This window comes from Mesorhizobium sp. AA23 (assembly GCF_001672435.1).
In the GTDB taxonomy this organism is placed as follows: domain Bacteria; phylum Pseudomonadota; class Alphaproteobacteria; order Rhizobiales; family Rhizobiaceae; genus Mesorhizobium.
On sequence record NZ_LYTP01000028.1, the window covers coordinates 231,594 to 258,532 of the forward strand.

Annotated in this window: 26 protein-coding genes and 3 pseudogenes; 18 read left to right on the plus strand and 11 right to left on the minus strand. The window is 65.4% G+C overall.

Annotation, left to right across the window (positions count from 1 at the left end):
• The first annotated feature begins 197 nt into the window (after positions 1–197).
• The gene (locus A9K66_RS20885; protein ID WP_067327692.1) at positions 198–1,145 is read left to right on the plus strand and encodes a sugar kinase; all 948 of its coding nucleotides are present in this window, start codon (positions 198–200) and stop codon (positions 1,143–1,145) included.
• Positions 1,142–2,428 (plus strand): D-tagatose-bisphosphate aldolase, class II, non-catalytic subunit, encoded by a 1,287-nt coding sequence (locus tag A9K66_RS20890; protein ID WP_067327696.1) that lies wholly within the window; start codon positions 1,142–1,144, stop codon positions 2,426–2,428. The genes A9K66_RS20885 and A9K66_RS20890 overlap by 4 nt, the downstream gene beginning before the upstream one ends.
• Positions 2,429–2,437: 9 nt before the next feature.
• Here A9K66_RS20890 and A9K66_RS20895 read toward each other — a convergent pair whose 3' ends face one another.
• Positions 2,438–2,977, minus strand: a complete 540-nt coding sequence (locus tag A9K66_RS20895; RefSeq protein WP_067328007.1) for an Lrp/AsnC family transcriptional regulator — start codon at positions 2,975–2,977, stop codon at positions 2,438–2,440.
• Positions 2,978–3,025: 48 nt separating this feature from the next.
• Here A9K66_RS20895 and A9K66_RS20900 point away from each other — a divergent pair, with 48 nt between their 5' ends.
• Together A9K66_RS20900 and A9K66_RS20905 are read left to right on the plus strand one after the other, a co-directional pair.
• Complete coding sequence (locus A9K66_RS20900; RefSeq protein ID WP_067327699.1) at positions 3,026–4,207, plus strand: MFS transporter; 1,182 nt, start codon at positions 3,026–3,028, stop codon at positions 4,205–4,207.
• 59 nt (positions 4,208–4,266) lie between these two features.
• On the plus strand, positions 4,267–4,689 hold the full coding sequence (locus A9K66_RS20905) for a GNAT family N-acetyltransferase (protein WP_066989003.1): 423 nt from the start codon (positions 4,267–4,269) through the stop codon (positions 4,687–4,689).
• On the opposite strand, the gene A9K66_RS20910 is transcribed toward A9K66_RS20905, so the two are convergent.
• Positions 4,686–5,801, minus strand: coding sequence for an anhydro-N-acetylmuramic acid kinase (locus A9K66_RS20910; protein ID WP_067327703.1), 1,116 nt, complete (start codon positions 5,799–5,801; stop codon positions 4,686–4,688). The genes A9K66_RS20905 and A9K66_RS20910 overlap by 4 nt on opposite strands.
• Positions 5,802–6,011: 210 nt before the next feature.
• On the opposite strand from A9K66_RS20910, the gene A9K66_RS20915 reads away from it, so the two are divergent.
• Positions 6,012–6,701, plus strand: coding sequence for an SDR family NAD(P)-dependent oxidoreductase (locus A9K66_RS20915; protein WP_067327707.1), 690 nt, complete (start codon positions 6,012–6,014; stop codon positions 6,699–6,701).
• A gap of 34 nt (positions 6,702–6,735) precedes the next feature.
• Positions 6,736–6,844 (plus strand): annotated as a pseudogene (locus A9K66_RS30440) (ABC transporter permease); the annotation flags it as partial.
• On the opposite strand, the gene A9K66_RS30445 reads toward A9K66_RS30440, so the two are convergent.
• Positions 6,832–6,969 (minus strand): hypothetical protein, encoded by a 138-nt coding sequence (locus tag A9K66_RS30445; RefSeq protein WP_156751110.1) that lies wholly within the window; start codon positions 6,967–6,969, stop codon positions 6,832–6,834. The pseudogene A9K66_RS30440 and the gene A9K66_RS30445 sit on opposite strands and share 13 nt — an antisense overlap.
• Positions 6,970–7,073: 104 nt before the next feature.
• Here A9K66_RS30445 and A9K66_RS20920 point away from each other — a divergent pair, with 104 nt between their 5' ends.
• Entirely contained in the window at positions 7,074–8,093 is a 1,020-nt protein-coding gene (locus A9K66_RS20920) for an isopenicillin N synthase family oxygenase (RefSeq protein WP_067327710.1), read from the plus strand.
• Positions 8,094–8,146: 53 nt separating this feature from the next.
• Here the strand turns inward: A9K66_RS20920 and A9K66_RS31645 are convergent, their stop codons facing one another.
• A complete protein-coding gene (locus tag A9K66_RS31645) occupies positions 8,147–8,956 on the minus strand; it encodes a hypothetical protein (protein WP_348626456.1) in 810 nt (269 codons plus the stop codon).
• A gap of 190 nt (positions 8,957–9,146) precedes the next feature.
• Here A9K66_RS31645 and hpaR point away from each other — a divergent pair, with 190 nt between their 5' ends.
• Positions 9,147–9,551, plus strand: a complete 405-nt coding sequence (gene hpaR, locus A9K66_RS20930; protein WP_095800975.1) for a homoprotocatechuate degradation operon regulator HpaR — start codon at positions 9,147–9,149, stop codon at positions 9,549–9,551.
• Here hpaR and A9K66_RS30450 read toward each other — a convergent pair.
• Positions 9,537–9,731, minus strand: coding sequence for a hypothetical protein (locus tag A9K66_RS30450; protein WP_197507505.1), 195 nt, complete (start codon positions 9,729–9,731; stop codon positions 9,537–9,539). The genes hpaR and A9K66_RS30450 overlap by 15 nt on opposite strands.
• On the opposite strand from A9K66_RS30450, the pseudogene A9K66_RS20935 reads away from it, so the two are divergent.
• Positions 9,676–9,946 (plus strand): annotated as a pseudogene (locus A9K66_RS20935) (aldehyde dehydrogenase family protein); the annotation flags it as partial. The gene A9K66_RS30450 and the pseudogene A9K66_RS20935 sit on opposite strands and share 56 nt — an antisense overlap.
• A 52-nt stretch (positions 9,947–9,998) precedes the next feature.
• Positions 9,999–10,493 (plus strand): VOC family protein, encoded by a 495-nt coding sequence (locus A9K66_RS20940; RefSeq protein WP_245307627.1) that lies wholly within the window; start codon positions 9,999–10,001, stop codon positions 10,491–10,493.
• 165 nt (positions 10,494–10,658) lie between these two features.
• Here A9K66_RS20940 and A9K66_RS30820 read toward each other — a convergent pair whose 3' ends face one another.
• On the minus strand, positions 10,659–10,823 hold the full coding sequence (locus A9K66_RS30820) for a hypothetical protein (RefSeq protein WP_197507502.1): 165 nt from the start codon (positions 10,821–10,823) through the stop codon (positions 10,659–10,661).
• 162 nt (positions 10,824–10,985) lie between these two features.
• On the opposite strand from A9K66_RS30820, the gene A9K66_RS20945 reads away from it, so the two are divergent.
• From A9K66_RS20945 to A9K66_RS20965, 5 genes are read left to right on the plus strand one after another with little or no spacing between them, the layout of a single operon-like run.
• Positions 10,986–12,368: an SWIM zinc finger family protein gene (locus A9K66_RS20945; protein WP_245307628.1), complete on the plus strand. Its 1,383-nt coding sequence runs from the start codon at positions 10,986–10,988 to the stop codon at positions 12,366–12,368.
• Positions 12,365–13,834: a DUF5691 domain-containing protein gene (locus A9K66_RS20950; protein WP_067327717.1), complete on the plus strand. Its 1,470-nt coding sequence runs from the start codon at positions 12,365–12,367 to the stop codon at positions 13,832–13,834. Before A9K66_RS20945 ends, A9K66_RS20950 begins: the two co-directional genes overlap by 4 nt.
• Positions 13,831–14,910 carry an AAA family ATPase gene (locus A9K66_RS20955; protein ID WP_067327719.1) on the plus strand — a complete coding sequence of 360 codons (1,080 nt, stop codon included), beginning with the start codon at positions 13,831–13,833 and terminating at the stop codon, positions 14,908–14,910. The genes A9K66_RS20950 and A9K66_RS20955 overlap by 4 nt, the downstream gene beginning before the upstream one ends.
• A gap of 3 nt (positions 14,911–14,913) precedes the next feature.
• Positions 14,914–17,172, plus strand: coding sequence for a DUF5682 family protein (locus A9K66_RS20960; protein ID WP_067327721.1), 2,259 nt, complete (start codon positions 14,914–14,916; stop codon positions 17,170–17,172).
• Entirely contained in the window at positions 17,165–18,397 is a 1,233-nt protein-coding gene (locus tag A9K66_RS20965) for a VWA domain-containing protein (RefSeq protein WP_067327723.1), read from the plus strand. The genes A9K66_RS20960 and A9K66_RS20965 overlap by 8 nt, the downstream gene beginning before the upstream one ends.
• A 23-nt stretch (positions 18,398–18,420) precedes the next feature.
• Here the strand turns inward: A9K66_RS20965 and A9K66_RS20970 are convergent, their stop codons facing one another.
• The 5 genes and pseudogenes from A9K66_RS20970 to mtnK all read right to left on the minus strand — a co-directional run bounded on the left by A9K66_RS20970 (position 18,421) and on the right by mtnK (position 23,063).
• Positions 18,421–19,146 carry an MgtC/SapB family protein gene (locus A9K66_RS20970; RefSeq protein ID WP_067327725.1) on the minus strand — a complete coding sequence of 242 codons (726 nt, stop codon included), beginning with the start codon at positions 19,144–19,146 and terminating at the stop codon, positions 18,421–18,423.
• A gap of 177 nt (positions 19,147–19,323) precedes the next feature.
• Positions 19,324–20,388 carry a class II fructose-bisphosphate aldolase gene (gene fba / locus A9K66_RS20975; RefSeq protein WP_067327727.1) on the minus strand — a complete coding sequence of 355 codons (1,065 nt, stop codon included), beginning with the start codon at positions 20,386–20,388 and terminating at the stop codon, positions 19,324–19,326.
• Between the two features lie 158 nt (positions 20,389–20,546).
• Positions 20,547–20,696: pseudogene (locus A9K66_RS29735) on the minus strand (6,7-dimethyl-8-ribityllumazine synthase); the annotation flags it as partial.
• Between the two features lie 7 nt (positions 20,697–20,703).
• Positions 20,704–21,798 (minus strand): S-methyl-5-thioribose-1-phosphate isomerase, encoded by a 1,095-nt coding sequence (gene mtnA, locus A9K66_RS20980; protein WP_067327730.1) that lies wholly within the window; start codon positions 21,796–21,798, stop codon positions 20,704–20,706.
• On the minus strand, positions 21,795–23,063 hold the full coding sequence (mtnK, locus tag A9K66_RS20985) for an S-methyl-5-thioribose kinase (RefSeq protein ID WP_067327733.1): 1,269 nt from the start codon (positions 23,061–23,063) through the stop codon (positions 21,795–21,797). Before mtnK ends, mtnA begins: the two co-directional genes overlap by 4 nt.
• 137 nt (positions 23,064–23,200) lie before the next feature.
• Here mtnK and A9K66_RS20990 point away from each other — a divergent pair, with 137 nt between their 5' ends.
• From A9K66_RS20990 to A9K66_RS21000, 3 genes are all read left to right on the plus strand, one after another.
• Positions 23,201–24,712, plus strand: coding sequence for a sugar ABC transporter ATP-binding protein (locus A9K66_RS20990; protein WP_067327735.1), 1,512 nt, complete (start codon positions 23,201–23,203; stop codon positions 24,710–24,712).
• Positions 24,713–24,790: 78 nt separating this feature from the next.
• Positions 24,791–25,786: an ABC transporter permease gene (locus A9K66_RS20995; RefSeq protein WP_067327737.1), complete on the plus strand. Its 996-nt coding sequence runs from the start codon at positions 24,791–24,793 to the stop codon at positions 25,784–25,786.
• Between the two features lie 40 nt (positions 25,787–25,826).
• Entirely contained in the window at positions 25,827–26,879 is a 1,053-nt protein-coding gene (locus tag A9K66_RS21000) for a substrate-binding domain-containing protein (RefSeq protein ID WP_067327739.1), read from the plus strand.
• Positions 26,880–26,939: the final 60 nt, after the last annotated feature.

A 26,939-nucleotide genomic window follows, 5' to 3' on the forward strand; every position in this document is an offset into this window, starting at 1 on the left:
TCGCTCCCATGGCGCTGCTCCGGCGCTCATACGGCGCATCGGCGTGCGCCTGCAAGTTGAAACTTTACAGGAAGCTCCGCAAGTTTCAACGCGTCCGGAGAAATCATTCCATGCGTAAATTTATTAATTGACGTGAAAAAGAGGGGGCCGTATTCCAAGCCCTAAAGCCATGCATGGCGAATGCTGGGGAGGACGTGATGAAGAAGCTGGTCTCAGCCGGCGAGATCCTCGTCGAGATCATGGCGGAATTAATCGGCCAGAGCTTCCTCGAGCCCGGTCCGCTGGCCGGCCCCTTTCCGTCCGGCGCCCCGGCGATCTTCATCGGCCAAGCGGCGGCGCTCGGCCAGCCTGCGGGTCTCATCGGCGCCGTCGGCGGAGACGATTTCGGCCAGTTGAACATCGACCGGCTCAGCGCGCTCGGCGCCGACGTTTCGGCAATCGCCGTCCGTGAAGGCCATGCAACCGGCACCGCCTTCGTCACCTACCGGACCGATGCATCCAGGCATTTTGTTTTCAATATCCGGAACAGCGCCGCCGGCCTTTTGGAAATGGACGATGCCGCCAAGCGGCTCTTGGCCGGAGCCGATCATGTCCATGTCATGGGCTCTTCGCTTTTTTCCGATCGCGCCACCGACGTCGCACTCGCCGCGATCGCGGCCGTGAAGGCCAAGAGCGGCACGGTGTCCTTCGATCCGAACATCCGTCGCGAGATCATGCAGGCGTCCGGCACGCGTCAGGCGCTCGATCATGTGCTCGCGCAGACAGATGTCTTCCTGCCGAGCGGCAACGAACTGTTCCTTTTCTCCTCCGCCAGCGACGAACAGGCCGCGGTCCGCGAATTGCTGGGGCGAGGCATCTCCTGCATCGTGCTGAAGAAAGGCGCCGATGGCGCCACTTATCACGACCGCAAGGGCACGCTCGCCATGCCCGGCTTTGTGGTCGAGGAAGTCGATCCGACCGGCGCCGGCGATTGCTTCGGCGCCGCCTTCGTTTCCTTCTGGCTGCGCGGTGCCTCGCCCGCCGATGCACTGCGCATCGCCAATGCCTGCGGCGCGCTCGCCGTTACCCGCAAGGGGCCGATGGAAGGCATTCACCGGCTCGCCGACGTCGAGGCCTTCATCGCAAAAGCGACCGCACGCGCATGACCGGCGCCACGGCAAGATTTGCTGGCATCGCCGCTCGCCGCGCGGCAGGCGCGAAGGGCGGCATCGCCTCGATCTGTTCGGCGCACCCGCTGGTGATCGAAGCGACGCTCCGCCACGGCGCGAGGAATGGCGCCGATGTGCTGATCGAGGCGACCTGCAACCAGGTCAATCACGAGGGCGGCTATACCGGCATGACCCCGGCCGCCTTTCGAGCCTTCGTCGAGACGCAAGCAGGCAGGACCGGCTTTCCGTTCGACCGGCTGATCCTCGGCGGCGATCACCTCGGCCCGAATCCTTGGAAGCATCTGCCCGCGGCGGAAGCGATGAACAAGGCGGCGGCGATGATCGACGCCTATGCCTCCGCCGGCTTCACCAAGCTGCATCTCGACACCAGCATGGCTTGTGCCGACGATTCCGTGGCACTCGCCGACGAGACGATTGCCGCGCGCGCGGCCGAGCTTGCGGCGGTTGCCGAGGCGGCGGTCGCCCGCTCGGGCGGTGAAAAACCCGTCTACATCATCGGCACCGAAGTGCCGGTTCCGGGCGGCGCGCTGGAAGCGCTCGACCATATGCATGTGACCGAGCCGGCCGATGCGCTCCGCACGGTCGAGCTCCATCGCCAGGCCTTCTGCCGTCTCGGCCTCGATGCCGCTTTTGCCCGGGCTGTCGGCGTCGTCGTTCAGCCCGGCGTCGAATTCGGCAATGCCGACATCATCGCCTATGCGCCCGAGAGGGCGACGAAGCTGGTCGCGGCGCTGGAAAGCCAGCCGCAATTCGTCTTCGAGGCGCATTCGACCGACTATCAGCCGGCGGAAGCTTTGGCCGCGCTCGTGCGCGACGGCTTCGCCATCCTCAAGGTCGGCCCCTGGCTCACCTTCGCATTGCGCGAGGCGCTCTATGGCCTGAGCCACATCGCCGACGCGCTCGCGCCCGATCCCTCGCGCGAAAGCTTGCCGACCGCGATGGAACGCATCATGCTGGCCTCACCCGGCAATTGGCAGAAATATTATCCGGGAACGCCTGACGAGCAGCGCCTGCAGCGGCATTTCTCCTTCAGCGACCGCATCCGCTACTACTGGCCATCACCCGATGCGCAGCATGCGACCGAAGCGCTGCTGGCGGCGCTCGGCGATCGCGAGATTCCACGCCCCCTGATCAGCCAGTATCTCGGCCATCTCGATGCCGAGGTCGGCGCCGGTCGGATCACGCCGACCGCGCTTGAGCTTCTGATTGCCAGCGTCACGCGCGTCCTCGATATCTATCGCAGCGCGACGACCCCGTAAGCCGGCTAATTAGTAGACAGGCGTCGCCATATGTTTGGGTGCCGGCCATTCGGCCGTGATCTCTGGCTGCACCGGCCGTTCGAGATAGGTCGAAAGCACCACATAGCTGCGCGTCGAGACCACGCCCGGCGTCTCGTAGATACGGGACAGCAGGCCTTCCAGCGCCCTTGTGTCCTCGGTGCGCACCTTGAGCAGCATGCAAGTGTCGCCGGCGACCGAATGAATCTCTTCCACTTCCGGGCATTCCGAGATCGCCATCAATTTCGGCGTCTTGCCCCAGCCCCTGGTATCGATGTGCACGAAGGCGAGCAGCGGCTTCTTTACCGCCTTCGGATCGATGATCGCCGAGGTGGCGCGGATGGCGCCGCTGCGCCTGAGCCGCTTCACCCGCTCATGCGCCGCCGGTGGCGACAGGCCGACGCGATCGCCGAGCTCGGCATAACTGATGGTCGCATCGTCGACCAGAACGCCTAATATTTTTCGGTCGATCGGGTCGACCTCACGGGTTGGCTGCTTGTTCCGCTGAACGTCATCTGTTGCTGAGTCCATTTGGAAATTCTCCATTGATGCTGAATTCAATTCGGTCATTATGGAGATATGTCGAACAGTGATCAATCAGCGATTCTGACTGCGGCGTCCCGTGCACCGATCCCGGCCGCAGCCTACCTGCTCACCGGCTGCATCGCCGTCATCGGCTCCAACTCACTGGTTCTCGGGCCGATAGCGCCCGCCGTCGCGGCATCCTTCGCGGCAAGCGTGCCGGCGGTGATGACGGCCGCCGCTGCCTTCGGCCTCGGCACCTCGGCCAGCGCGCTTTTTCTTGCCCGCTATATCGACCGGATCGGCGCCCGCCGCATGCTGCAGGGCGCACTGCTGTTGCTTGCGCTGGCACTGGTGGGCAGCGCGCTCGCGCCGACGGTGGCGGCGCTGGTCGCGGCCCAGCTCGTTGCCGGCATCGCTGCTGGCGTCGCCATGCCGGCGATCTACGCCAGCTCCGCAGCGATCGCGCCGCCCGGCCGCGAGAGCGGAACGATCGGCGTCGTGCTGACCGGCTGGACGCTGTCCATGGTCGCCGGAGTGTCGCTGTCGGCGGTGCTTGCCGATCTGATCCATTGGCGGGCCGTCTTCGCCGCTGTCGCGCTTCTCGCCGGAGCCGCCGTCGCCGGCCTGTCGGTCAGCTCGCTGCGCGACACCAGGAAAAGCGGTCCGGCACCGTCGCCGCTCGGCGCGCTGGCTGTGCCCGGAATCCTGCCGCTGCTGATCGCCTGCGGCGCCTTCATGACGGCCTTCTATGGCGTCTACGGCTATCTCGGCGATCATCTCCATGAAGGTCTCGGCGAGCCGGTCAGCGCCAACGGGCTGGCGGCGATCGCTTACGGGCTCGGCTTCGGCGCGGCGGCGCTGCTTGACGGCGTCATCGACCGTCTCGGCGCCCGTCGGGTCATGCCCTTCGCCTATCTGCTGGTCGCCGCCGTCTATGTGGCGATCGCCTCGGCCAGCGGCACCTTCGGCCTGCTGATGGCGACGATCGCCGTCTGGGGCCTTGCCAACCATTTCGGGCTGAACGTTCTGGTGATGCGGCTCACCGCGCTCGACGCCGCGCGGCGCGGCACGATCATGGGCCTGAACAGCGCAGTCACCTATTTCGCCGTAACCGTCGGCACCGCCGGTTTCGGCCCGCTCTACACCGCCCTCGGCTTCGCCAACTGCGCCCTGGTCGCCGCCTTGCTGATGCTGGTGGCGGCATCGGCCGCGGCGTGGCGCTCTGCCCGGCAATAGGCTTGCGTGTCGCTTCGCTCCTTGGCTAAGGCTGGCTTCCGAACCGCACCGGAGCCACCATGAAGATGACGCTCGAGATCACCGCCGAGCCCTTGCCGCAGGATCTCGCCCGTGTCGGCGAGGGCTTGACCGCCTTCAACGACAGCGATGTCGGTGCCTCGGGCCGGAAGACGCTCGCCGTCTTCGTTCGCGACGACGCCGGCGCGATCGTCGCCGGCATTTCCGGTTACACCGCCTGGGGCTGGCTCTATGTGCAATGGCTCTGGGTCGATGAAACCTGGCGTGGCCGGCACATCGCCGCGAGCATGCTGGACGCAGCCGAACGGGAAGCGCTGGCGCGCGGCTGCCAGGCCGCGTGGATCGACACTTTCAATCCTACCGCGGCCAAGGTCTATCAGCGCCAGGGCTACCAGCCGTTCGGCACGCTCGCCGATTTTCCGGTCGGCCGCAGCCGCATCTTCCTGCAGAAGAAGTTGTCTTAACCCGCGAGCTTTCCACCGCGCATCGGCTGCGGCACCCCGGTGGTGCTCGGAAAGCTGATCGGCAGGCCGCGCAGCACGCGCACCGCGAGGAACGCGAAGCATTCCGCTTCGACCGCGTCGCCCTTCCAGCCGAGCGTCTCGCCTTGCACCACTTCGACGCCGGCGCGCTGGCCGAGCATCGCCATCATGGTCGGGTTGCGGCGGCCGCCGCCGCTGACCGCCAGTCGTCTTGGCCGGCGCGGCAACAGATCGAGCGCCTTGCCGACCGCCGAGACGGTGAAAGCCGTCAGCGTCGCTGCGCCGTCCTCCGCGCCGAGCCCGTCGGCCATGGCCGCGGTGAAGTCGAAGCGGTCAAGCGATTTTGGGTAAGGCTTCGTCAGATACGGATGCTGCAGCAGCCGCTCTAGCCTTGCCTCGTCGACCGTACCCGCGGCAGCCAGTCTGCCGTCGCGATCCATCTCGCCGAGGCCCTTCGCCTTGATGAAATCATTGACCGGCGCATTGGCCGGCCCGGTGTCGAAGGCGACGATGTTGTCTTTGCCGTCCCACCAGGTGATGTTGCCGACGCCGCCCAGATTGAGCACCGCGGTGTCGCCGCTGGCGTCGGCCTCTTTGAGCAGCGCCGCATGATACGCGGCAGCGAGCGGCGCGCCTTGTCCGCCGGCCGCCACATCGGCCGTGCGGAAGTCATAGGCGACTTTGGTGCCAAGCAGGGCGGCCATCAGCTCGCCGTCGCCGAGCTGGCGCGTGCGGCCGATTCGTCGCGGCTGCGGGGCGCGATGCAGCACCGTCTGGCCGTGGAAGCCGACAACGCCGATATCGGCCATCGTCATGCCCTGGCTTTCGACCAAATCCCTGACCGCCGCCGACTGCGCGCGCGTCAGCGCCTCCTCCGCCTCGCGAAAAATCGTCGGCTCCGGCCCCTCGAAATTCCAGACGCGTGCTTGGCGCAGGGTCTCTTCGAGCAGGGTGCGGATCGATTGCGGGTAGGGGGCCAGTGTGTATGTGCCGGTGTCGGCGATGCGCTCGCCGTCGGTTTTAATCAGCGCCACGTCGATATTGCCGTCAAGCACCGTACCGGTCATCAGGCCGACGGCCCAGATTGGTTCCATGGTCGTTCCTCGAATCGCCGCTGGACCACGTGTCGGACGGATCGGCGCGACAGGCAAGTCTTTCGGATGCGCCGGGACCTCTCACGTGCACCGCCTTTGTGTCGCACTGCCAAAACGGAGCAACCTGGTCCTTGCCTCTTGCCGCCGAAGGAGCGAGCTTGTGCGACTATCAACATCAACTGAACAACGCGTACTCGCAGGAGGAACGACATGGCCGCCAACGTCGCAGTGATCGCAGGCGCTGGAGCTGGCCTCAGCGCTTCGCTGGCGCGGCTCCTCGGCAAGCAAGGTTTTCGCGTCGTGCTGGCCGCCCGCAATGTCGACAAGCTCTCCGCACTGGTTCAGGAGACGGGTGCGCAGGCGGTGGGGACGGACGTGTCGGATGCCGCCTCCGTCGCGCGGCTGTTCGAGGCGGCCGACAAGGCCGGCTCCCTCGAAATTGCCGTCTTCAACGCCAGCGGCCGCACGCGCGGCCCGATCGCCGAGCTCGATCCGGAGGCGGTCAAGCAGGCCCTGCTCGTCGGCGCCTATGGCGGCTTCCTCGTCGGCCAGCAGGCGGCGCGCCGGCTTGTTGCGCGCGGCTCCGGCTCGATCCTGTTCACCGGCGCCACTGCGAGTCTCAAGGGCTTCTCCGGCTCGGCCGGCTTCGCCATGCCGAAATTCGGGCTGCGCGGGCTGGCGCAGTCGATGGCGCGCGAGCTAGGTCCGAAGAACATCCATGTCGCGCATTTCATCATCGACGGCCAGATCGAGCCGCCCGGGCAGGCGGCCGAGCCAGACCGGCCGGATCGCCGCCTCTCGCCGGACGCGATCGCCGAGACCTATCTCGCAGTCCACCGCCAGCATCGCAGCGCCTGGAGCTTCGAGGTCGAGCTGAGGCCCTGGGTCGAGACGTTCTGACGATCCATTCCACGAACCGTGCAATAACGCGCCCCGACGCGAGACCGGCGTCATGGTTGCGGCGGTGGTGGTGCTGATCGTGCTGGTCTGCGGCATCCAGTGGTGTGGACCGGCTGGTCGCGTGGCTGGATCATCGCGGATAGGCGAAACGCGAGAAGCGGAAGTCGAATGAACGCAATTTGCCGCGAAAACCCGGGAATTGAGCGGCGGCTTGCTCCATTTGCAACGAGATTGGTTGGCGCGTTTCTTCACCTGCAATGACGCGCATGTCATCGTGCGGCGGGGTTGCTCGAGCAATTCCAGGAAAGTGCGCATCGGTTTTCCGTCCGGACTTGCGAAAAACAGAGAGTTGCCGCCAAGAGGAAGCTGTCCATGGCCAGAATAATCCCGGTGCTCGATCTCGACCGACTGGAGCAGGGCGAGTCGGAACTGCGGACCTTCTTGTTTGATCTGCGCACCGCCGCTCGCGATGTCGGCTTCTTCTATCTCAGCGGCCACGGCATAACGCAGCCGGACATCGACGCGGTGCTCGATGCCGCGCGGCGCTTCTTTGCCTTGTCGGAGGCCGACAAGCTGGCCATCGAGATGGTGAAGTCGCCGCAGTTTCGCGGCTACACGCGTGCCGGCGGCGAGCTGACCAGGGGCAAGGCCGACTGGCGCGAGCAGCTCGACATCGGCGTCGAGCGCGCGACCATTTCGCAAGGGCCGAGCGTGCCGGCCTGGACCCGGCTGCAAGGTCCGAACCAGTGGCCGGCTGCGTTGCCCGAACTGAAGCCGGCGCTGCTTGCCTGGCAGACCAAGGCGACGGAGGTAGCCATCCGGCTGCTCAAGGCCTTCGCGCTGTCACTCGATCAGCCGGAGGACGCCTTCGACCCGATCTATGGCAGCGAGCCCAACCACCGCATGAAGATCGTGCGCTACCCAGGCCGCGACGCCACCGGTGACGACCAGGGCGTCGGCGCGCATAAGGATGGCGGTTTCCTCACCCTTCTGCTGCAGGACGAGAACAAGGGGCTGCAGGTCGAATATGATGGCAGCTGGGTGAATGTGGATCCGATTCCGCAAACGCTCGTGGTCAACATCGGCGAACTGCTCGAACTCGCTTCGAACGGGTATCTGAGAGCAACCGTGCACCGCGTCGTCACACCGCCGCCAGGCGTCGAGCGGATTTCGGTGCCGTTCTTCTTCAGCGCCCGGCTCGACGCGACCATCCCGCTGCTCGACCTTCCGCAGGAACTGGCGGCTGAGGCGCGCGGGCCGGCCAGCGATCCCGACAATCCGCTCTTCCGCAACGTCGGAACCAATGTGCTGAAGAGCCGTCTGAGGTCGCATCCCGACGTGGCCCGGCAGCACTATGCCGATCTTCTGGAAAAGGCAGCGGCGGCCGGCTGAGCTTTGCCGCTGCCCGCGCGATATTTTTTCGCCTTCCGGCCAGTTTTTGGAATTCAGTTCGTGGAAAATATACCGCAACCGCTCCAAATAGAGGCCATCGCTCGGTGTTTTCCTCCCATTGCGCCGGGCGATGTTCCCCTCTGAAGGTTATGACCTTCATTTCTTGGCCGGGCCGCTTTCGCGCCCGGCCTTTTTCTTTGGGGCAGCGCGCAGCTTGCAAATTCGCGCGGCCGGTCAGGCGAAAGCGATGCGGATCGCACCAAAGGGCCCGAAATCCGAGACGATCCGATCGCCATGCCGGCATTCGACCGGCCGGATGAAGGAGCCCGACAGCACCACCTGTCCGGCCTCGATTTGCATGCCGTACTGATGCAGCCGGTCGGCGAGCCACACAATGCCTTGGCCGGATGATCGAGCACGCCGGCACCGAGCCCCGTCTCCTCCACCTCGCCGTTGCGCGACACGATGGCGCCGATCCAGCGCAGGTCTGCCTCGCGCGGGCTGGGGTGGCCGCGCTCCTCCAGCGCGCGCAGATAGATCGCGTCGCTGGTCTCGTCGCTCACCTGCAGGCCGAGCGTGTCGACATAGAACGCGCGCGATAACCCCTTGATGATCGCCTCGCCGGTCCGCTTCTTCTCCTCCGCGCTGCGGCCCCTGCCGATGCGGAAATTCATGTCGATGAAGCCGTTCTCGGGGAGCCGGTCCGCGACCGCATGGGCATCTGCACGGAAGGCGCGCACCCGCTCGGCGCCGGGCTCGAACAGGCCGGTCTCGAGGATGATGCGTGAAACGAGCGCGCAAAGCTCGCTCATCTCGACCTTCGCGTCGAGATTCGCCGAATATTCGATCCCCATGTGGGGCAAGGGCTTGGCGACCGAATGTCAAGTGCTTGGTCTCCATGTCGACGGGGTCGTCGGGGACGGGATTGCCGCTCTCGGAGAAATCGCGGATATAGCTGCGATCCGAGCGTTAATTTCTGTTGCGAGTCGTACTGGACTGGAACTTTTCGGAGAGTTGACTCTGCTGCCGCCCAGCACCCGCCCTTCCCTGCCCATGGCTCTGCTTCGCGCCCGCGAAGTGATCATGGCGCATTTTCGTCCGATGCTTGCTCGCCACGACATCACCGAGCAGCAATGGCGCGTGCTGCGCGTGCTTGCCGAGACCGGTCCGCTGGAAGCGACCGAGCTCGCTAACCGCGCCTCGATCCTGCCGCCCAGTCTCACCCGCATGATCAAAGCACTGGACGAGCGCGAATTCATCACCCGCAACAAGGTCAAGGATGACGGCCGCCGCGCTCTGCTCGCCATCAGCCCGGCCGGCGTGGCGCTGATCGAGGAGCTGGCGCCCGAGCGCACCGCCATCTACGACGCCATCGAGAAGCGTTACGGCGCCGAGCAGTACGAGCGCCTGCTGGACATGCTGGAAAGCCTGATCGAGTCGGAATCAGCGCCAGACTGACCGACTAGCCACCGAAACTCCCAGTGCGCTGGGCTGCATGTAGTTGCGCCCGACATAGAGCAGCGCCGCCTCGTCGCTGCCATGGCGGATGTCGACGACGCGGCCGAACATCACATTGTGCATGCCGGTGCTCGGCGTCATGCGCTTCGAAAGCGAGGAAGAGACGGTGCGCCTTGCCAACGCCACCGTCTATGGTCTTGCTTCTGCAGTGTGTGCACCTCGAAGCGTTCGACCGCGCATCGCATGGTGCGGCCATCAATGCCGGCGTCGTCCAAGTCAACACCTATGGCGGCGCCGACATCACGGTACCGCTCGGCGGCTTCAAGCAGTCCCGCTTCGGCAAAGACAAGTCGCTGCACGCGATCGAGAAGTACACCGACCTCAAGACGGCGTGAATAGCGCTCGGATAAGCTCCCCTCGAGGGGAGGGTGGCCGGACCTTGTGGAGATGCTCGCCCAAGCCGGCACGGCCGGTGTCGGCGCCTGGTTGCGCCAAGGTATACCCGATGCGACTGTGCTGGGTCGCCGTTATCGACGCTTACGCGAGGCCAATCTGATGCTCCTGGCTGTCCATCATGTCGCAATCATCTCCAGTGACTATGAGACCTCCAAGCAGTTCTACACGAACAAGCTCGGTTTCGTCGTTCTGGCCGAAAACTGGCGCCCCGAAAGGCAGTCTTGGAAGTGCGATTTGCGTCACGGTCCCATCCAGATCGAACTGTTCAGTTTCCCTGATCCGCCAAGCCGGCCCAGCAGGCCCGAGGCCTGTGGATTAAGGCATATTGCATTCTCGGTCGCCTCGGTCGAGGCAACAGCCGAGCTGCTTCGGTCGCGAGACGTCGAGGTGGAGCCCATCCGAACAGATCCATACACGGGACGATTGTTTACCTTCATCGCCGATCCCGATGGACTGCCGATCGAATTTTACCAGGACGCTGTTTGACGGTGAGGAATTCGGCCGCGAAATCCGCCGGTTGCGGAACGCGAAGCGACTGGTGGAGGAGGCAGATGATGAAGTCAGGCTTGGAGAAGCTGGGGCACGACGCCAGCTGCCATCGGGACGGCGTCGGCAGCACCTAACCATCTTCGCCGCAACGGGGAAGATGAGTCATGCCTCGCCGGTCAGCCGCGCCGAGATGAGCCTCGCCGCCCTGATCGCCGCTTCGCCCGGGGCCGCCACCGCATCGTCTACGCGCGAGACAGGGGAGGCGATGGATAGCGTGCCGATCGGCTGGCCGTCAGCGCCGAGGATCGCCGCGCCTATGCTGTGCACGCCATCCTGGTGGGTGCGCGCCTGACGATGAACAGGGCAACGCAACGTTAGACAAGACACCAACTTTTCAGCGGCTGGAGCTACACCAGCGCGCCGCAAACAGGTATCTATCGTCGCGACATCATGCTTCGGGGGTCATGAGGGAGCGGCTTGCAGCTGGATTTGAAAACAATCGAGGCGCTCGCGCCCGACCAGGCTTCGCTGGGCGCCGCCGCCAAGCTGACCAAGCGGTCCAACTGGCCCCGTCTCGAGACAAACGAACAGCTGGGCCTCATCTGGGGCGAATGCCAGGGCTCGGGAGCGAATCCCTACCGCGTCGCATTCGATGCCCGCGACCACGGCTACAAATGCACCTGTCCATCGCGAAAATTTCCGTGCAAGCACATACTGGGGCTGATGTGGATCGGCGCCACCGCGCCCGCCAGCTTCGATCGGGTCGACCAGACGCCGGAATGGGTCAATGACTGGCTCGGGCGGCGCCGCAAGCCGGGCCAGCCGCCGACGCCGGCAAGCGCGGAAAGCAAAAGCATCGACGAGGCGTTGCGGCCCGAGCAAAGCGCTGCCGTAGAAGACGCCGCGGCCGCCGAGCGCCGCGAGGCGGCGCAGCGCAAGCGCGCCGAGGACACGCGAAGTGCCGTGTCGGCAGCGCTCGACGAATTGGATCAGTGGGTTGCCGACCAGCTTCGGCTCGGCCTTGCCGGTTTTGTCGACGCCAGCAGCGAGCGCTGCCGCCGCATCGCGGCGCGGCTTGTAGACCTCAAGGCGACCGCTTTGGCCGGGCGTATCGACGAGCTGCCCGCGAAACTGATGGCGCTGCGCAGCGAAGAGCGGCCGGACGCCGCTATCCGAGAGCTGGGTAAGCTGGTGCTGCTCGCCAAGGCCTGGCGTGCCGCGCCCGACGATGCCGAGCTGAAGCGCCTGGTCTCGACATCCGAAACACGCGACCAGATCCTTGCCAATCCGGATGCCGTCAAGGTCGAGAGCGACTGGGAGGTGCTGGGTGAGAAGATCGAGGCCCGTCGCGACGGCCTGGTCAGCCACGCGACCTGGCTGCTCGATCTGAAAAGCCCAATCCCACGATTTGCCGTCCTCCTGGACTTCTTCCCGGCCTCGGCCGGGCGCCGCTCCGGCGCCTTCGCGCCGGGGGACCGCTTCAAGGCGAGGCTGGTGTTCTATCCATCCCGAATTCCGCTTCGCGCACTGGTCGCAGAACGCCTGGGCGATGCGTCGCCCGGCAATTGGCCCGATTTTGCTCCGAACGCTGCCGGCGATCCGCTGGCCGCCTATGCAGCTTTCCAGGACGGCGCGCCGTGGCTGTCCGACTGTCCGATCCTCCTGCCGGCGGGCGCGATCGCGCTGGACGAGAAGGATGGCGCCTGGTGGCAGGCGGCGAACGATTCGCATGGCATCGCCCTGCCAGTCGCCGGCTCCGTCAACCAGACCTTGCTTGGCCTCGATCTGACAGTCACGGCAGCACTGTGGAACGGCGCCAGGCTCGAGCTTCTGGCCTCGCAAAGCAGCATCGGGAGGCTCGATCTCTCATGAACGAGCTCGAGCAGGCAGGGCTGGCGAGGCTTCGCGACAACTGGATTTCGGGCGGCGCCGCTTTCGAATTGGCGCCCGCCGAATGGAAGGAGTTCGCGGCTGCCTCCAGCTCGGACGAGCAGGAACGTCGGCTCTTGGCGATCGCCGCGCAGGCGCTGGATGTCGCGCTTCGGCCGGCGGCGCCAAAAACCTTGAAACGCCGTCCGCCGCTGCCGATGCTCGCGCTGCCGATGCTTCCTGATTGGCTGCGACCGTTGCTGCGTGGCGCATTGAAATACGCCGCTGATGCGAGGCTCAAGACCCGCGTGGCCACACTCGTCGCCAGCCGAGGCTTCGTGCTGCATCCGATGGATTGGATGCCTGCTGCGTCGGATCAGGAAAGCCCAGATATCTATGCTCCCTGGGTCGACTGGCAAGCAGGCGCGGATGGCGACAGGCAGTCTCGACGAGGACAACTCACCGCTGAAACCTGGGATGATTTCTATCCTGCCGCGCGCCGTACAGCTTTGGTCGAATTACGGCGCACCATGCCTGTCTTGGCGCGGACGTTGATTGAGACCAAGGGAGCGAGCGAGCCGGCGGAGGTCAGGCTTGCGCTCGTGGAGCTGATGCGCTTCGGCTTGAGTGCCGATGACATTCCATTTCTAAAGAGCCTGTCCGCCGATCGCTCAGGCAAGGTGCGCGAAACGGCCGGCCGGCTCCTGGCAAGGTTGGGTGAACGTAGCGATCCAGCGGATGGCGTGTCGAAAGATCCGATAGCCGAGCTCGCCGCTTTCATTGAGGAAGGCAAATCCGGCTTCATCCGCCGCCGCACCACCTACACGCCGATAAAACCCAAGTCGCCTGCGCAACAGTCGCGTCGCGCCGACCTGTTCGCATCCTGTTACCTCGGCGATCTCGTCGCCCGCTTCGGCAAGACAGAGCCCGATTTCATTGGCGCATGGCAGTTCGGCGTCGATGAGGGTGCCGACCTCTTTCTCGTTCGAATGATCGCGGTGTCCGGCAGCGATGCTGCCGTCGCCTGCTTGGCGGATTTGCTTGTCGCCGCCGGCGGCGGGCTGGCGCTTCTCGTCCTCCAGCTCATGTCGCGCTTGGACAACGGCAGGAAGCGTGTCCTGATCAGGCAGATCCTGGATGACGGGCAAAATCTGGCCGCGCTCAACCAGGTCGAAGGCGCGGAAGCAGGCTGGCTGGAATGGAGCGACCTCGCAAGGAGCAAGACGCTTCCAGCGCTGCGTTCCGCCGTCTCGGGTGACAACGAGGTCATGAAACGAAGCGCCGAGCAGTATCTCGAGACCCTAGGCGTTCTGGCCACTCCGGAGACGGCGGAAAAATTGATCGACGAGGTGGTCGCCGCCGGCCTGTCGCCCGCTTCCCCCTCGCTCGGTCTGCTGCGGCTCAATGCGGCGCTGGCCGGAAACCCTTCGCAAATCCGACAGATGATCAACCCGGAGAAGATCGCATGAACGCAGCCATCCGCCTTCCGGCCGAGCAGGTCTATGCCTCCGAACTGCAGGCGCTCGCGCGCGACGACGACCGCCAGAAGCCTGCCGGCTGGAGCCTGTCGCCCAAGGCCGTCCTCACTTACCTGATGGGTGGCAAGGCAAGCGACGGCACGCTTATCACCCCGAAATATATCGGACGTCGGCAATTGATGGAAACCGCGGTGGCGACGCTCGCGACCGACCGGGCGCTGCTCCTGCTCGGCGTGCCGGGCACGGCGAAATCCTGGGTCTCGGAACATCTTGCCGGCGCCATCATGGGAAACTCGACCTTGATCGTGCAATGCACGGCCGGCACCGACGAGAATCAGATCCGCTACGGCTGGAACTATGCGCAGCTCTTGGCGAAGGGGCCGAGCCAGGAGGCGCTGGTGCCGACGCCGCTCTACCTCGCCATGCAGGAAGGCAAGCTCTGCCGCCTGGAGGAACTGACGCGAATGGGCTCCGACGTGCAGGACACGCTGATCACCGTGCTGTCCGAAAAGATGATGCCGGTGCCGGAGCTGAACACCTCGATCTACGCGCAGCGCGGCTTCAACATCATCGCCACCGCGAACAATCGCGACAAGGGCGTCAACGAACTCTCCTCGGCGCTGAAGCGCCGTTTCAATGTCGTGGTGCTGCCGCTGCCGGAGGACATGGCGGAAGAGGTCTCGATCGTGTCTCGGCGCGTCGGCGAGATGGCCGGCGGACTGGACCTGCCGGTGCCGAAAAATGTCGGCGAGGAGATCGCGCGCGTGCTGACCATCTTCCGCGAGCTGCGCTCCGGCGCGACCTCGGACGGCAAGGTGACGCTGAAGACGCCGTCGGGCTCGCTCTCCACCGCCGAGGCGATCGCCACGATGATCAGCGGCCTCAGCCAGGCGGCCTGGTTCGACGGCGGCAAGCTCCACGCCGAAGGCCTGGCGCCAAGCCTGGTCGGCGCCATCGTCAAGGACCCGGTCCAGGACAAGGTCGTGCTTGAGGAATATCTGGAGACGGTGCTGAAGAAGCGGCCGGACTACGCCGGTTATTACGCGGCGCTCAACGCGGCCATCTGAGCCATGACGCAAGGCGGCATCAGCTATTTCGGCATTCGCCATCATGGGCCGGGCTCCGCCGCGAGCCTGGTTAGAGCGTTGCACGAATTGCAGCCGGCTGCCGTGCTGATCGAGGGGCCGGTGGATGCCTCGCGCTTGCTGCCCCTGCTTGCCAGCCTGGACATGAAGCCGCCGGTGGCGCTGCTTTGCTACCCCGAGGACGATCCCGCCGCGACGCGCTTCTGGCCCTTCGCCGAATTCTCTCCCGAATATCAGGCGGCGCTATGGGCCGTCGCCAACAAGGCGGCGCTGCGTTTCATCGACCTGCCCTCCGCCGCGCGGCTCGCCGAGCACGGGCCCGAGGGTTCGACCGACGCCGATGCGGACGAACCCGAGGCCACCGAAGAGCAGAGCGAAGCAAGCTCGCGGATCCTTGATCCGATCGGCACCTTGGCGCGCGCCGCCGGCTATGAGGACGGCGAAAGCTGGTGGTCCGATATCATCGAGCAGAATCCCGCACCCGGACCGATCTTCGCTGCCATCGCCGACGCGATGACGACGCTGCGCGACGGCGAGACGTCCATTGGCAAATTCGAGGCTATGCGCGAGGCGCATATGCGGCTGGAGATCGCCGCTGCGCGCAAAGAAATCGACGGGCCGCTGGCCGTCGTCTGCGGCGCGTGGCATGTGCCCGCCCTGCAAGCTGCGCATACGCAAAAGAGCGACCAGGCACTGCTCAAGGGCATCGGCCGGCGCAAGACCACGATGACCTTCGCGCCATGGACCGGACCGCGGCTGGCGCTGGGTTATGGCTATGGCGCCGGTGTCGTCGCGCCGGGCTGGAGCAAGCACCTGTGGCAGACGCGCGGGCAGGATGACGCTTCGGTGCTGTGGCTCGCGCGGATCGCTTCGGTTCTCAGGGCCAAGGGCCATATGATTTCGACCGCCTCGCTGATCGAGGCGGAGCGTCTGGCGCGGGCGCTTGCCGCCATACGCGAGCGCCCGAAACCGGGTTTCGAGGAACTGCGTGAGGCCTCGATCGCGGCGCTCTTCAACGGCGAGGCCTTGCTGTGGAAGATGGTCGAGGCCGAGCTTCTGCTCGGCGCCGATGTCGGCGAGATTCCAGCCGACACGCCGCTCGCGCCGCTGATCGATGATTTGCAGCGCAACCAGAAGGCCGCGCGGCTCAAGCCTGAAGCACTGGAGCGCGAGCTCTCCATCGACCTGCGCAGCGAGAGCGGTCTCTTTCGGTCGACGCTTCTGCACCGGCTGAACGTGCTCGGCGTGAACTGGGGCAGGTTGACGGATGTCGGCCGCAGCCGCGGCACGTTCCGCGAGCGCTGGCTGCTGGCCTGGCAGCCGGAATACGCCGTGCGCCTGGTCGAAAACCTGATTTACGGACCGACCATCGAGAAGGCCGCCAACGGCCGGCTTGTCCAGATGATCGGCGCCGCTTCGACGCTCGATGCTCTGGCCACGCTGGTGCAAAGCGCGATCACCGCCGCCTTGAGCGAGGCGTCCGCGGCCGGCCTCGCCGCGCTCGAGGAGAAGGCGGCGCATAGCAGCGAATGCCTGGAGCTCCTTGCGTCGGTGCCCCCACTTGCCGACATCATCCGCTATGGCGAAGCGCGCAAAACCGAGACGCAGCGCCTTGCCGGCCTCTTGGAGCGGTTGGTCATCGAAGGCGCGATCGCGCTGCCTTACGCCGCGCGCGATCTCGACGCGCAGGCCGCCGCGGGCTTGACGGCGGCGCTGCGCAAGGCCGACGAGGCGATCAGGCTGGTCGAGCCGGACGAGCATGTTTTGGATGCCTGGCGGAACGGCCTTGCGGCCGTGCTCGATTCATCGCGCTCGACGGCGCTCGTTGCTGGCTGCGCCGCACATCTGCTCTACGAGGCCGGGCACCTCTCCGCCGAGGCAACGGCCGGCCTTCTGGCAAAGCGGCTTTCGCCCGGAACGCCGGTCATCGACGCCGCCGCCTTTTTCGAAGGCGTCTTCAGCGGCGCCGGCCAGAGGCTGATCTATGACGAAGGGCTGCGCGGCGCTGTCGATTCCTGGCTGGCATCGCTCGATGAGGACGCCTTCGTTGCGCACCTGCCTTTGCTGCGCCGCGTATTTTCCAATCTCGACAGCATGGAGCGCCGCCGCCTGATCGAGGCCGTGCTCGGCCGCAGGGCGAGCCTGCCCGCCGGACTGACGCCGGCACCCGATGGCGGCGAGGCCTGGCGCCGGCATTTTGGTCTCCTCGGCAAGCTGCTTACGGGGGAGCCCAACCATGGATGATGAAACGGTCGGACCCGATCTTCATCCGATCGAAGGGACGCGGGAGCGCCGTTGGCGCCTGGCGATCGGCGCCGACGATGAGTCCTCCTCGGCGCTGTCGCAGGAGGACCGGCGGCTTTCGGCAGCCCTCGATGCGCTCTACGGCGACGGCAGCGGCGACGCCGGCGATCTGCGCAAGCGGCGCGGCGGGCTTGGCCGTTCGGCGCCGCGCGTCGCGCAATGGATGGGCGATATCCGCTCCTTCTTCCCCGAGCAGGTGGTCCAGGTCGTGCAGAAGGACGCCTTCGAGCGCCTGAACCTGAAGCAGATGCTGATGGAGCCGGAATTCCTCAAGGCGATCGAGGCCGACGTCAATCTCGTTGCCGATCTGGTCTCGTTGCGCTCGGCGATGCCGGAAAAGACCAAGGACATTGCCCGCTCGATCATTTCCGACATCGTCGCCAAGCTGATGCAGCGTCTCGAGCAGAAGACCGCCGAGGCGATCCGCGGCGCGCTCGACCGTTCCAGGCGCACCAACCGGCCGCGGCAGCGCGACATCGACTGGCCGCGCACGATCGCGGCGAACCTTCGCCACTACCAGCCAGACCACAAGACCGTGGTGCCGGAAAAGCTCGTCGGCTTCATGCGCCGCCAGCGTCGGCTGGTCGACCTCGACGAAGTGACGCTCTGCGTCGATCAGTCCGGCTCGATGGCAAGTTCGGTCATCTACGCCTCGATCTTCGCGGCCGTGATGGCCTCCTTGCCGGTCGTGCGCACCAAGCTGGTCTGCTTTGACACCGCGATCGTCGATCTGACCGACGAGCTCAGCGATCCGGTCGAGGTGCTGTTCGGCGTCCAGCTCGGCGGCGGAACCGACATCAACCAGGCGGTCGCTTATTGCGCCGAGCGCATCGAGCGGCCGACCAAGGCGCATTTCGTCCTCATCACCGACCTCTACGAAGGCGGCAACGGTCAGGAACTGCTTCGTCGGCTGGCTGCGCTGGTGCGGTCGGGCGTCAATGTCGTTGTGCTCCTGGCGCTCACCGACCAGGGCCGTCCCGGCTACGACTCCTCCATGGCCGGCTCGGTCGCGGCGTTGGGCGTCCCGGTCTTCGCCTGCACGCCGGACCATTTTCCCGACATGATGGCGGCGGCGCTGCGCCGGGAGGACATCGGCGCCTGGGCGGCGGGAGCGGACATCAAGCTTATTCGCCCGGACTCGGAAACGCCAAGCGCGGCCGAATAGCTTCGCCACCCTTCTGACGCTGATCAGGGCACTTTCTCGCTGATCAATTCAAACCGCTCGATCTCGCAGTGTTGGCCGACCAGCGCCAGCACCTCAGTTGACGGCTCGACTGCATCTGGCTGCCGCCATTTGACTTGGAAGGAAAACACGAAGCGGTCGCGGTCGGCATCGTGCTCCATGCCAACGAAGCGGGCATCGTATCCGAGCGGCCGTACGATCTCCTGGAGGTCGGGCGGGGCCGTCTTCGGCCATGCGACCGCAAGGATCGCCTTATGGTCGCGCGGGATCTTGAGATCGACCCACTTCAGGGCCTGCAGCGTCACCAGCGTCAATGCTGTAGCAATCGCGCCGAGGCCGAACTGGCCGCCGCCGAAGGCCAGCCCGATCATCGTCATGATCCACATGGTGGCGGCGGTGGTCACTCCGGTGACGAGATCGCCGCGCCTGAGGATGGCGCCGCCGCCGATGAAGCCGACGCCGGTGAGCACGCCGAGCGCAAAGCGCAGCACATCCATGCGCACGAATGAGTCCGGTCCCTTGCCGGCAACGTCGAGCAGCATGTTGGCCTGGACCATGGCGACGCACGCCGCGAGGCCGACCAGGATGGTCGTCCGCAGGCCGGCGGAATGGCCGCGCGCTTCGCGATTCAAGCCGATGAGGAAGCCCGCGACCAGCGTCAGCAACAGCCGCGCAACGAGATCCGGCCATGTCGGATGAAGCGGCATGTCGCAGCAGAGCGGCTCGAGCATTTCCCGTCGGCGACGCCGGTCGGCGCACCCTCCATTGCGTCAGGACAGTTCAACTAAGCTCGGCTATGGATGGTTCCTTGGCCAATGCCGATGACGTGAGGTTCCGCGGAACTGGTGCCGTGGGAGGGCGGGCGTGCTCCCGCGACCGGCTGGAACCCGGTCGCGGGAGGAGGTGGCTCAGCCGAACTTCGGGTCGAGGCTGCCGGCCTTGTAACGCTTGGCCATTTCCGACAACGGGATCGGCTTGATCTTCGGCGCGTTGCCGGCTGTGCCGAACTGCTCGAAGCGTTCCTTGCAGAGCTTCTTCATCGCCGCCATGGCCGGCGTCAGATATTTGCGCGGATCGAACTCGGAAGGGTTCTCGGTCAGCACTTTGCGGATCGCGCCGGTCAGCGCCATGCGGTTGTCGGTGTCGATGTTGATCTTGCGCACGCCGTGCTTGATGCCGCGCTGGATCTCTTCCACCGGCACGCCCCAGGTCGGCTTCATCTGGCCGCCATATTTGTTGATGATCTCCTGCAGCTCCTCCGGCACCGATGACGAGCCGTGCATGACCAGATGCATGTTGGGCAGGCGGCGATGGATCTCCTCGATCACGTTCATCGCCAGCACCGCGCCATCCGGCTTGCGCGAGAATTTGTAGGCGCCGTGGCTGGTGCCCATGGCCACCGCCAGCGCATCGACATGGGTGTCGCGCACGAACTGCTCGGCTTGCACCGGGTCTGTAAGCAACTGATCGTGGCTGATGGCGCCTTCGACGCCGTGGCCGTCCTCCTGCTCGCCGCCGCCGCTCTCCAGCGAGCCGAGCACGCCGATCTCGCCTTCCACCGAGACACCGCCCCAATGCGCCATATCGACGACGCGGCGCGTGATGCCTGAATTATAGGCGTAGTCGGCCGGCGACTTGCCGTCTTCCTTCAGCGAACCGTCCATCATCACCGAGGTGAAGCCGTACTGGATGGCGGTGACGCAGGTCGCTTCGTTGTTGCCGTGGTCGAGATGCATGCAGACCGGAATGTCGGGGTGAATCTCGACCAGCGCGTCGATCAGCTTGGCCAGCACCACATCGTTGGCGTAGGCGCGCGCGCCGCGGCTCGCCTGGAGGATGACCGGCGACTTGGTCTCCTCGGCCGCCTCCATGATGGCGAGGCCCTGTTCCATGTTGTTCATGTTGAAGGCAGGCACGCCATAGCCTTGTTCGGCGGCATGGTCGAGCAATTGTCTCAGTGTGATGCGAGCCAACGAATAGTCTCCCGTATCTGGTTCGAGCCCGTGTTTGAAAAGGCCGCCCGGGCGGGCGGCCCCGTTGCTTCTGGCCGGATTTCTGACCTACCGCAACCTTTTGAAGCCCTTTCGGCCGCAATTCTTGTTGCAGGGCTGAAATCCGGCCCGAGTCGAGCCTAAGCGGCGATCCGCTCGCGCGCGGCAAGGATTTCGACGCAGGCCTTCGCCGCTTCCTTGCCCTTCACCAAAAAATGCTCGTGGGAGAAGCGGCGGTGCTCGGCGCTCTCATGATAGTTGTGCGGCGTGAGCACGGCCGAGAGCACCGGGCGAAGATTAGCTGCGCTCGGGAAACATTGCCTTCAGCGCCTCGCGCGAAGCCTTCGCCACGCCGCGCTCGGTGATCAGCCCTGTCACCAGCCGAGCCGGCGTCACGTCGAAGGCGGGGTTTGCCGCCGGCGTTGCGTCGGGCGAGACGCGCACCTGCGCGACCTTGCCGTCGGCCGTCCTACCCCACACCAGCGAAACCTCGTCACTCGCGCGCTCCTCGATCGGGATTTCCGCAAGCCCGTCGGCGACCGTCCAGTCGATGGTGGGCGAGGGGAGCGCGACATAGAAAGGGACCTCGTTGTCGGCGGCGGCTAAAGCCTTGAGATAGGTGCCGATCTTGTTGCAGACGTCGCCATTGGCCGTCGTGCGGTCGGTGCCGACGATCACCATGTCGATGTCGCCATGCTGCATCAGATGCCCGCCGGCGTTATCGACGATCAGCGTGTGCGGCACGCCGTGGCCGGCCATTTCCCAGGCGGTCAGCTGGGCGCCCTGGTTGCGCGGCCTGGTCTCGTCGACATAGACGTGGACCGGAATGCCGGCTTCCGTCGCCAGATAGATTGGCGCCGTGGCGGTGCCGTAGTCGACCGTCGCCAGCCAACCGGCATTGCAATGGGTGAGAATGTTGACCGCCTCGCCAGGCTTCTTTTTCGCCGCGATCTCCTTGATGATGGCAAGCCCGTTCTCGCCGATGGCGCGATTGAGCCCGACATCCTCGTCTGCGATCTCGGCGGCGCGCCGGTAGGCGGCCTCGGCGCGCTCTCCCGGCGCCAGCGGCTTCAGAAAACGCCGCATCTCGTCCAGCGCCCAGCGCAGGTTGATCGCCGTCGGTCGCGTTTTGTGCAGCGTCTCCCACGCCGCGTCGAGCGCTTCGTCCGAGGGATCGTCGGTCATCTGGATGGCGACGCCGTAGGCGGCGGTGACGCCGATCAGCGGCGCGCCGCGCACCCACATGTCGCGGATCGCGGTGGCGATGCCGGGAACGGTTCCGATCGTCTCGACGCGAAACTCATGCGGCAGCCAGCGCTGGTCGATGATCTCGACCGAGCGTTTGTCGTCGCTGAGCCAAATTGTACGATAATGGCGTTCGCCGACGTTCAAAGGCTCTTCTCCTGTTCGACCAGCGCGGCCAATGCGTTGACCTCGTCGATGCTGTGGATCTGACGCCGGTTCACGGCGATGTGGCGGCCGAAGCGCAGCGCCTTTGCTTCACATTTGGCGCGAAGGTCTGCGTCGGCAATGGTCTCGAAATCGGCATTGTGGGCGAGACCGAGGATACGTCGGTGCACCTCGATGCCGGCGAAGCCGAGCAGGTCGGTCCAGATGCCGGAAAGCATGTGGTCGAGCGCCTGTTCGGAACCGAGCAGGTCGCCCTGATCCTCGAACAGGCTCTTCTGGTAGAGGATGCCGGTGCGCTCGGTTCGCCACAAATGCGAAAACTCGGCGCGGAACACCGCCCAGCTCTCGGCCGTGACCTTAAGCAGGTAGGCGCGCATCGAATCCCGGCTACCTTTCTGCTCATGGCCCCGCTGCGAGAAGAAGGCCATCCAGAAATTGGCGAGCAGCATGCCGACGTCGAAGGCGATCGGGCCGTAGAAGGCGAATTCCGGATCGATCATCCGGGTCTCGGCGTCGGTCACCATGATCGAACCGGAATGCAGGTCGCCATGCAGCAGTGTTTCGGCATTGGCGGCGAATAGGTGCTTCAGCCGCTGCGCCTCGACCTTGAGGTCGCGGTCGGCGCGCAATTCGGCCACCAGGCGGTCGAGCTGCGGGCTGGTGTGCCGGTTCATCTCGGCGTCGAAATAGGGATCGGAGAACACCAGGTTCTCGGTGATGTCGCAGAGCTCGACATTGTCGGCGAACAGCGCGAGATCGGCCTTGCGCTCTTTTGTCGGCATTGAGAGGTCCGAGCCGCGGAACAGCGTGCGGGCCATGAACAGGCCGATGTCGCGCGCAATGTTCGGCAGCTCGCGGCCGTCGATCAGCGCGCGACGCAGGATGATGTAGGGCGGCGCCAGATACTCCATGACAATAAGCGCCTGGTCCTCGTCGAAATAATAGATCGCCGGCACCGAGCCTGGCGCTCGGCGCTGTTGCCTCGTCAGCGCGTGATACTCGAAGAAAGCGCGCTTCAAAGGCAGCGGCCAGCTGTCGCCGACCAGGCGCACATAGGGCAGCGCCTGCTTGACCACCGCCGCGCCCTGGTCGCCCTCGACGATGAAAACGAGGTTCAGATTGCCGTCGCCGACCTCGCGTACTTTCCAGTGGCCGGCGTCCTTGCCAATGCGCTCGGTCAGCGCCGTGGTCTCGCCGAGGCGCTGCGGCAGCGTCTCCACCGACAATGCTTCGAACTTCCCGGTCATCCTCTCCCTCCTGCGCGTGGTGTCCCACGATAACGGAGCCATGGCGGCCGGGCCAAGCTAGGGAGCGCTCTGGCAATTGTCAATCGTGTTGACAATTGCCGAGTGAGCCCATAGCGTCATGGATCAGGGAGGAACGAATGGGCGCAGATGCCGTGTTCCGTGTGGGCGGCCTGAGGAAATCCTTCGGCCAGAACGAGGTGCTTGGCGGCATCGCGCTGGATCTCTATGCGGGCGAGGTCACCGTGCTGATGGGCGCCAACGGCGCCGGCAAATCCACCCTGGTCAAGATCGTCAGCGGCGTCTACGCGCTCGGCGGCGGCACGATGCGGCTCGCCGGCCAGGCCTTCGATCCCGGCTCGCCGGCAGAAGCGATTCGCGCCGGCGTCGTCACCGTTCATCAGAACATCAATGACGGCGTTGTCGCCGATCTCGACGTCGCCACCAACCTGACCCTCGACCGGCTGAGCGGCAAGGGTGCATCGCTGCTGTTCAAGCCCGCCAATGTCCGCGTCGAAGCCAGGGCCGTAGCCGACCGCATGGGGCTTACGCTCGATCTTAAGGCACGAGTCGCGGACCTCTCGCTCGCCGATCGTCAGATGGTCGCAATTGCCCGCGCCATGGCGCACCAGCCGAAAGTGCTGATCCTCGACGAGCCGACCTCCTCGCTGTCGAGCGCCGAGGCCGACCGGCTGTTTGCGCTGATCGACAGGCTGCGCGGGCAGGGTGTCGCGATCCTCTATATCTCGCATCGCATGTCCGACATCAGGCGCTTGGCAGACCGCATCGTCTCGATCCGTGACGGCGTCGTCTCCGGCGTGTTCGACCGGAAGCCGCTCGACTATGAGGGCGCGGTCAATGCCATGCTCGGCCGCAAGATCCTGCTCGACCGGGTCATTGCCAGAAGCTCGGCGCGCGCGGTCTTCACCGCCCAAGGCCTGCAGCTGGCGCCCGGCGCCAGACCGATTTCGATGACGCTCGGCGCCGGGGAGGTGGTGGCGATCACCGGCCTGGTCGGCGTCGGCAAGACGGCGCTCGCCGAAACTTTGTTCGGCGTGCGCAGGCCGCTCGCCGGCACCATGCATATGGACGGCAAGCCCTACGTACCGGGATCCGCGCGCGAGGCGATCGCTGCCGGTGCCTTCCTTGTGGCCAAGGACCGCGCGATGAGCGGCATCGTCGGCGGCTTCAACATCGAACGCAACATCAGCCTGCCGTTTCTCAAGCGCATGTCCGGCTTCGGTGTCATGAAGAAGCGGGCAGAACGGGCTGCCGCACGCCGCCAGATCGACGAGCTCGGCATCGTCTGCCGCTCCGAGAAGGACGAGCTTTCCGCGCTTTCGGGCGGCAACCAGCAGAAGGTGATGGTGGCGCGCTGGATGTCGCAGGCCTCGCGCCTGTTCATCCTCGACGAGCCGTTCCAGGGCGTCGATATCTCGGCTCGGCGCGACATCGCAACCAAGCTCAGGGCGAGCGCCGACGGCCGCGCCACACTGCTCTTCGTCACCGAGATCGACGAGGCCCTGGAGACTGCCGACCGCATCCTGGTGATGTCGGAGCACGCGATCGTCGGCGAGCACAGGAACGATGACATCGATCTCGATCGGCTGCTGGCTGAGGTGGCCGGCGGGCCGCTCACCAGCGCGGCGTGAGATCGTATGGATGACGAGACTTGGAGTGCAGGCATGAGTTCCAGTTTGGCGGAGAGGGCAGCAGCGCGGGGGCGTTCGATGACATTGCGCGACTATGCCATCCGCTATGGTTTCATCATCCTGCTGGTCGGGCTGATCGCCTATTTCGCGATCGCCGCCGACGGCTTCGCCTCGCCGCAAAGCGCCGTCTTCATCTTCCAGTCGGTCGCGATCACCGGCGTGCTGGCACTCGGCGTCACCGCGACACTTGTCGTCGGCGGCTTCGATCTGTCGATCGGCTCGGTCGCCACCAGCGCCATGATGGCGGCTTCCTATGCCATGGTTGTGCTGGAGCAGAACGCCGTCGTCGCCGTCATCGCCTGCCTCGTGATCGGCGCGGTCGTCGGCCTCATCAATGGCTGGCTCATCGTCTACATGCGCGTGCCGGATCTGCTCGCGACGCTCGGCATGATGTTCCTGCTGCTCGGCCTGCAACGCATTCCGACCGAAGGCCGCTCGATCGCCACCGGCATGACGATGCCCGACGGCTCGGTCGCCAACGGCAAGTTCTCGGAAGCCTTCCTGGCGCTCGGCCGCCACCGCATCGACTTCTTCATTCCGAACCTGATCCCTGTCTCGGTGGTGGTGCTCATCGTGCTCGCCGCGCTCATCTGGTTCTTCCTCGAATACACCCGCTTCGGCCGCATGATGTATGCCGTCGGCAGCAACGAACGCGCCGCCGAACTGGCCGGCGCGCCTGTCAAGGCATACAAGATCTGGGCCTATGTCATTTCGGGAGTTTTTGCCTCGATCGGCGGGATTTTGCTCGCTGCCCGGCTTGGACGCGGCGATATCGCCTCGGGTAATAATTTGCTGCTCGACGCAGTAGCGGCGGCGCTTATCGGCTACGCGGTGCTCGGCGCCGCCAAGCCGAACGCTTTCGGCACGGCCGTCGGCGCGGTGTTCGTCGGCGTCCTGCTGCAGGGCCTGACGATGATGAACGCCCCTTACTACACGCAGGATTTCGTCAAGGGCGCGGTTCTCGTCGTCGCCCTTGTCTTCACCTTCGCCCTTTCCGGCAGGGGCAAGAGATAGTTTCGACCGGGGCATTGAGAACAAAACGGAGGAAGACGAAGTGAGCATCACAAGGAGACTTTTAGGGAAGGCCGCACTCGGCCTCGCGGGCGCGGCGCTGCTCATGCAGGGCACAGCATTGGCGGCGGACCGTCCGGCGCCATTCGACAAGCCGGGCGTCAAGATCGCGCTGGTGCGCTATCTCTCCACCGGTGACTTCTTCCAGGCCTATCTCTCCGGCGTCGAGGCGCAGGCCAACGCGCTCGGCGTCGATCTGCGCGTGCTGGACAGCCGCCAGGACGCAGCGCTCCAGGCCGACATGGTCGACCAGGCGATCGCGCTCGGCGTGCAGGGCATCATCATCCAGCACGGCCTGACGGAATCGATGAAGGACGCCGCCCAGCGCGCCGTCGACGCGGGCATCAAGGTCGTCGCCTTCGACGTCAATGTCGAGAACCCGAAGATCCCGCAGATCGAGCAGTCCGACCGCGATCTCGCGCGCCTCGCGCTCGAACAGGCGGTCAAGGACAATGGCGACGCCTGGAAAGCCGGCTATGTCTATGTCGCCGGCATCGCCCCGCTCGACCGCCGCAACGAAACCTGGGTCGACGTGAAGAAGAAACATTCCGGCATCAGCGAGGTCGCCATGTTCGGCACGCTCGACAATCCGATCGCCAATTCCGTCGCCAACCAGGCGCGCTCGGTGCTGCAGGCGCATCCCGATATCAAGGTGATGTTCGCGCCTTACGACGAGTTCGCCAAGGGGGTGAAGATCGCCGTCGACGAAGCCGGCCTCAACAAGGGCATCAAGATCTACTCGGCCGACATATCGACGTCCGACATCGCCGCGATGCGCGAGCCGGACAGCGCCTGGGCCGCCACCGCCGCCACCAACCCGGCAGTCGTCGGCCAGGTCTCGGTGCGCGCGCTGGCGCAACTGCTCGCCGGCGAGGATCCCGGCCACAACGTCATCGTGCCGCCGACGCTGATCACCCAGAAGGAACTTATCGACAAGGACATCAAGAACATGGAAGACCTGTCGGCCAAGCTGCCGCAGTTCGCCCATGCCGATGTCGCCATGCCGGCCTGGATGCCGAACCCCAACGCCAAGTAGGCCACGCGCCTGAAGGCAAAAGAGCGGCTCTCGGGCCGCTCTTTTTATTCCCGGAGTCGC

Excerpts from the sequence above, each read along its gene's own strand:
- A9K66_RS20990 (WP_067327735.1), top strand. The coding sequence starts at position 23,201 with ATGGGCGCAGATGCCGTGTTCCGTGTGGGCGGCCTGAGGAAATCCTTC.
- A9K66_RS20940 (WP_245307627.1), top strand. The coding sequence starts at position 9,999 with ATGCTCGCCCAAGCCGGCACGGCCGGTGTCGGCGCCTGGTTGCGCCAA.
- A9K66_RS20905 (WP_066989003.1), top strand. The coding sequence starts at position 4,267 with ATGAAGATGACGCTCGAGATCACCGCCGAGCCCTTGCCGCAGGATCTC.
- A9K66_RS20955 (WP_067327719.1), top strand. The coding sequence starts at position 13,831 with ATGAACGCAGCCATCCGCCTTCCGGCCGAGCAGGTCTATGCCTCCGAA.
- A9K66_RS20910 (WP_067327703.1), bottom strand. The coding sequence starts at position 5,801 with ATGGAACCAATCTGGGCCGTCGGCCTGATGACCGGTACGGTGCTTGAC.
- A9K66_RS30445 (WP_156751110.1), bottom strand. The coding sequence starts at position 6,969 with ATGCGCGTCATTGCAGGTGAAGAAACGCGCCAACCAATCTCGTTGCAA.
- A9K66_RS20885 (WP_067327692.1), top strand. The coding sequence starts at position 198 with ATGAAGAAGCTGGTCTCAGCCGGCGAGATCCTCGTCGAGATCATGGCG.
- A9K66_RS20895 (WP_067328007.1), bottom strand. The coding sequence starts at position 2,977 with ATGGACTCAGCAACAGATGACGTTCAGCGGAACAAGCAGCCAACCCGT.
- mtnK (WP_067327733.1), bottom strand. The coding sequence starts at position 23,063 with ATGACCGGGAAGTTCGAAGCATTGTCGGTGGAGACGCTGCCGCAGCGC.
- hpaR (WP_095800975.1), top strand. The coding sequence starts at position 9,147 with ATGGCTCTGCTTCGCGCCCGCGAAGTGATCATGGCGCATTTTCGTCCG.
- A9K66_RS20900 (WP_067327699.1), top strand. The coding sequence starts at position 3,026 with ATGTCGAACAGTGATCAATCAGCGATTCTGACTGCGGCGTCCCGTGCA.
- A9K66_RS20915 (WP_067327707.1), top strand. The coding sequence starts at position 6,012 with ATGGCCGCCAACGTCGCAGTGATCGCAGGCGCTGGAGCTGGCCTCAGC.
- A9K66_RS20995 (WP_067327737.1), top strand. The coding sequence starts at position 24,791 with ATGACATTGCGCGACTATGCCATCCGCTATGGTTTCATCATCCTGCTG.
- A9K66_RS20890 (WP_067327696.1), top strand. The coding sequence starts at position 1,142 with ATGACCGGCGCCACGGCAAGATTTGCTGGCATCGCCGCTCGCCGCGCG.
- A9K66_RS20965 (WP_067327723.1), top strand. The coding sequence starts at position 17,165 with ATGGATGATGAAACGGTCGGACCCGATCTTCATCCGATCGAAGGGACG.
- A9K66_RS20950 (WP_067327717.1), top strand. The coding sequence starts at position 12,365 with ATGAACGAGCTCGAGCAGGCAGGGCTGGCGAGGCTTCGCGACAACTGG.
- A9K66_RS20960 (WP_067327721.1), top strand. The coding sequence starts at position 14,914 with ATGACGCAAGGCGGCATCAGCTATTTCGGCATTCGCCATCATGGGCCG.
- A9K66_RS20970 (WP_067327725.1), bottom strand. The coding sequence starts at position 19,146 with ATGCTCGAGCCGCTCTGCTGCGACATGCCGCTTCATCCGACATGGCCG.
- A9K66_RS20920 (WP_067327710.1), top strand. The coding sequence starts at position 7,074 with ATGGCCAGAATAATCCCGGTGCTCGATCTCGACCGACTGGAGCAGGGC.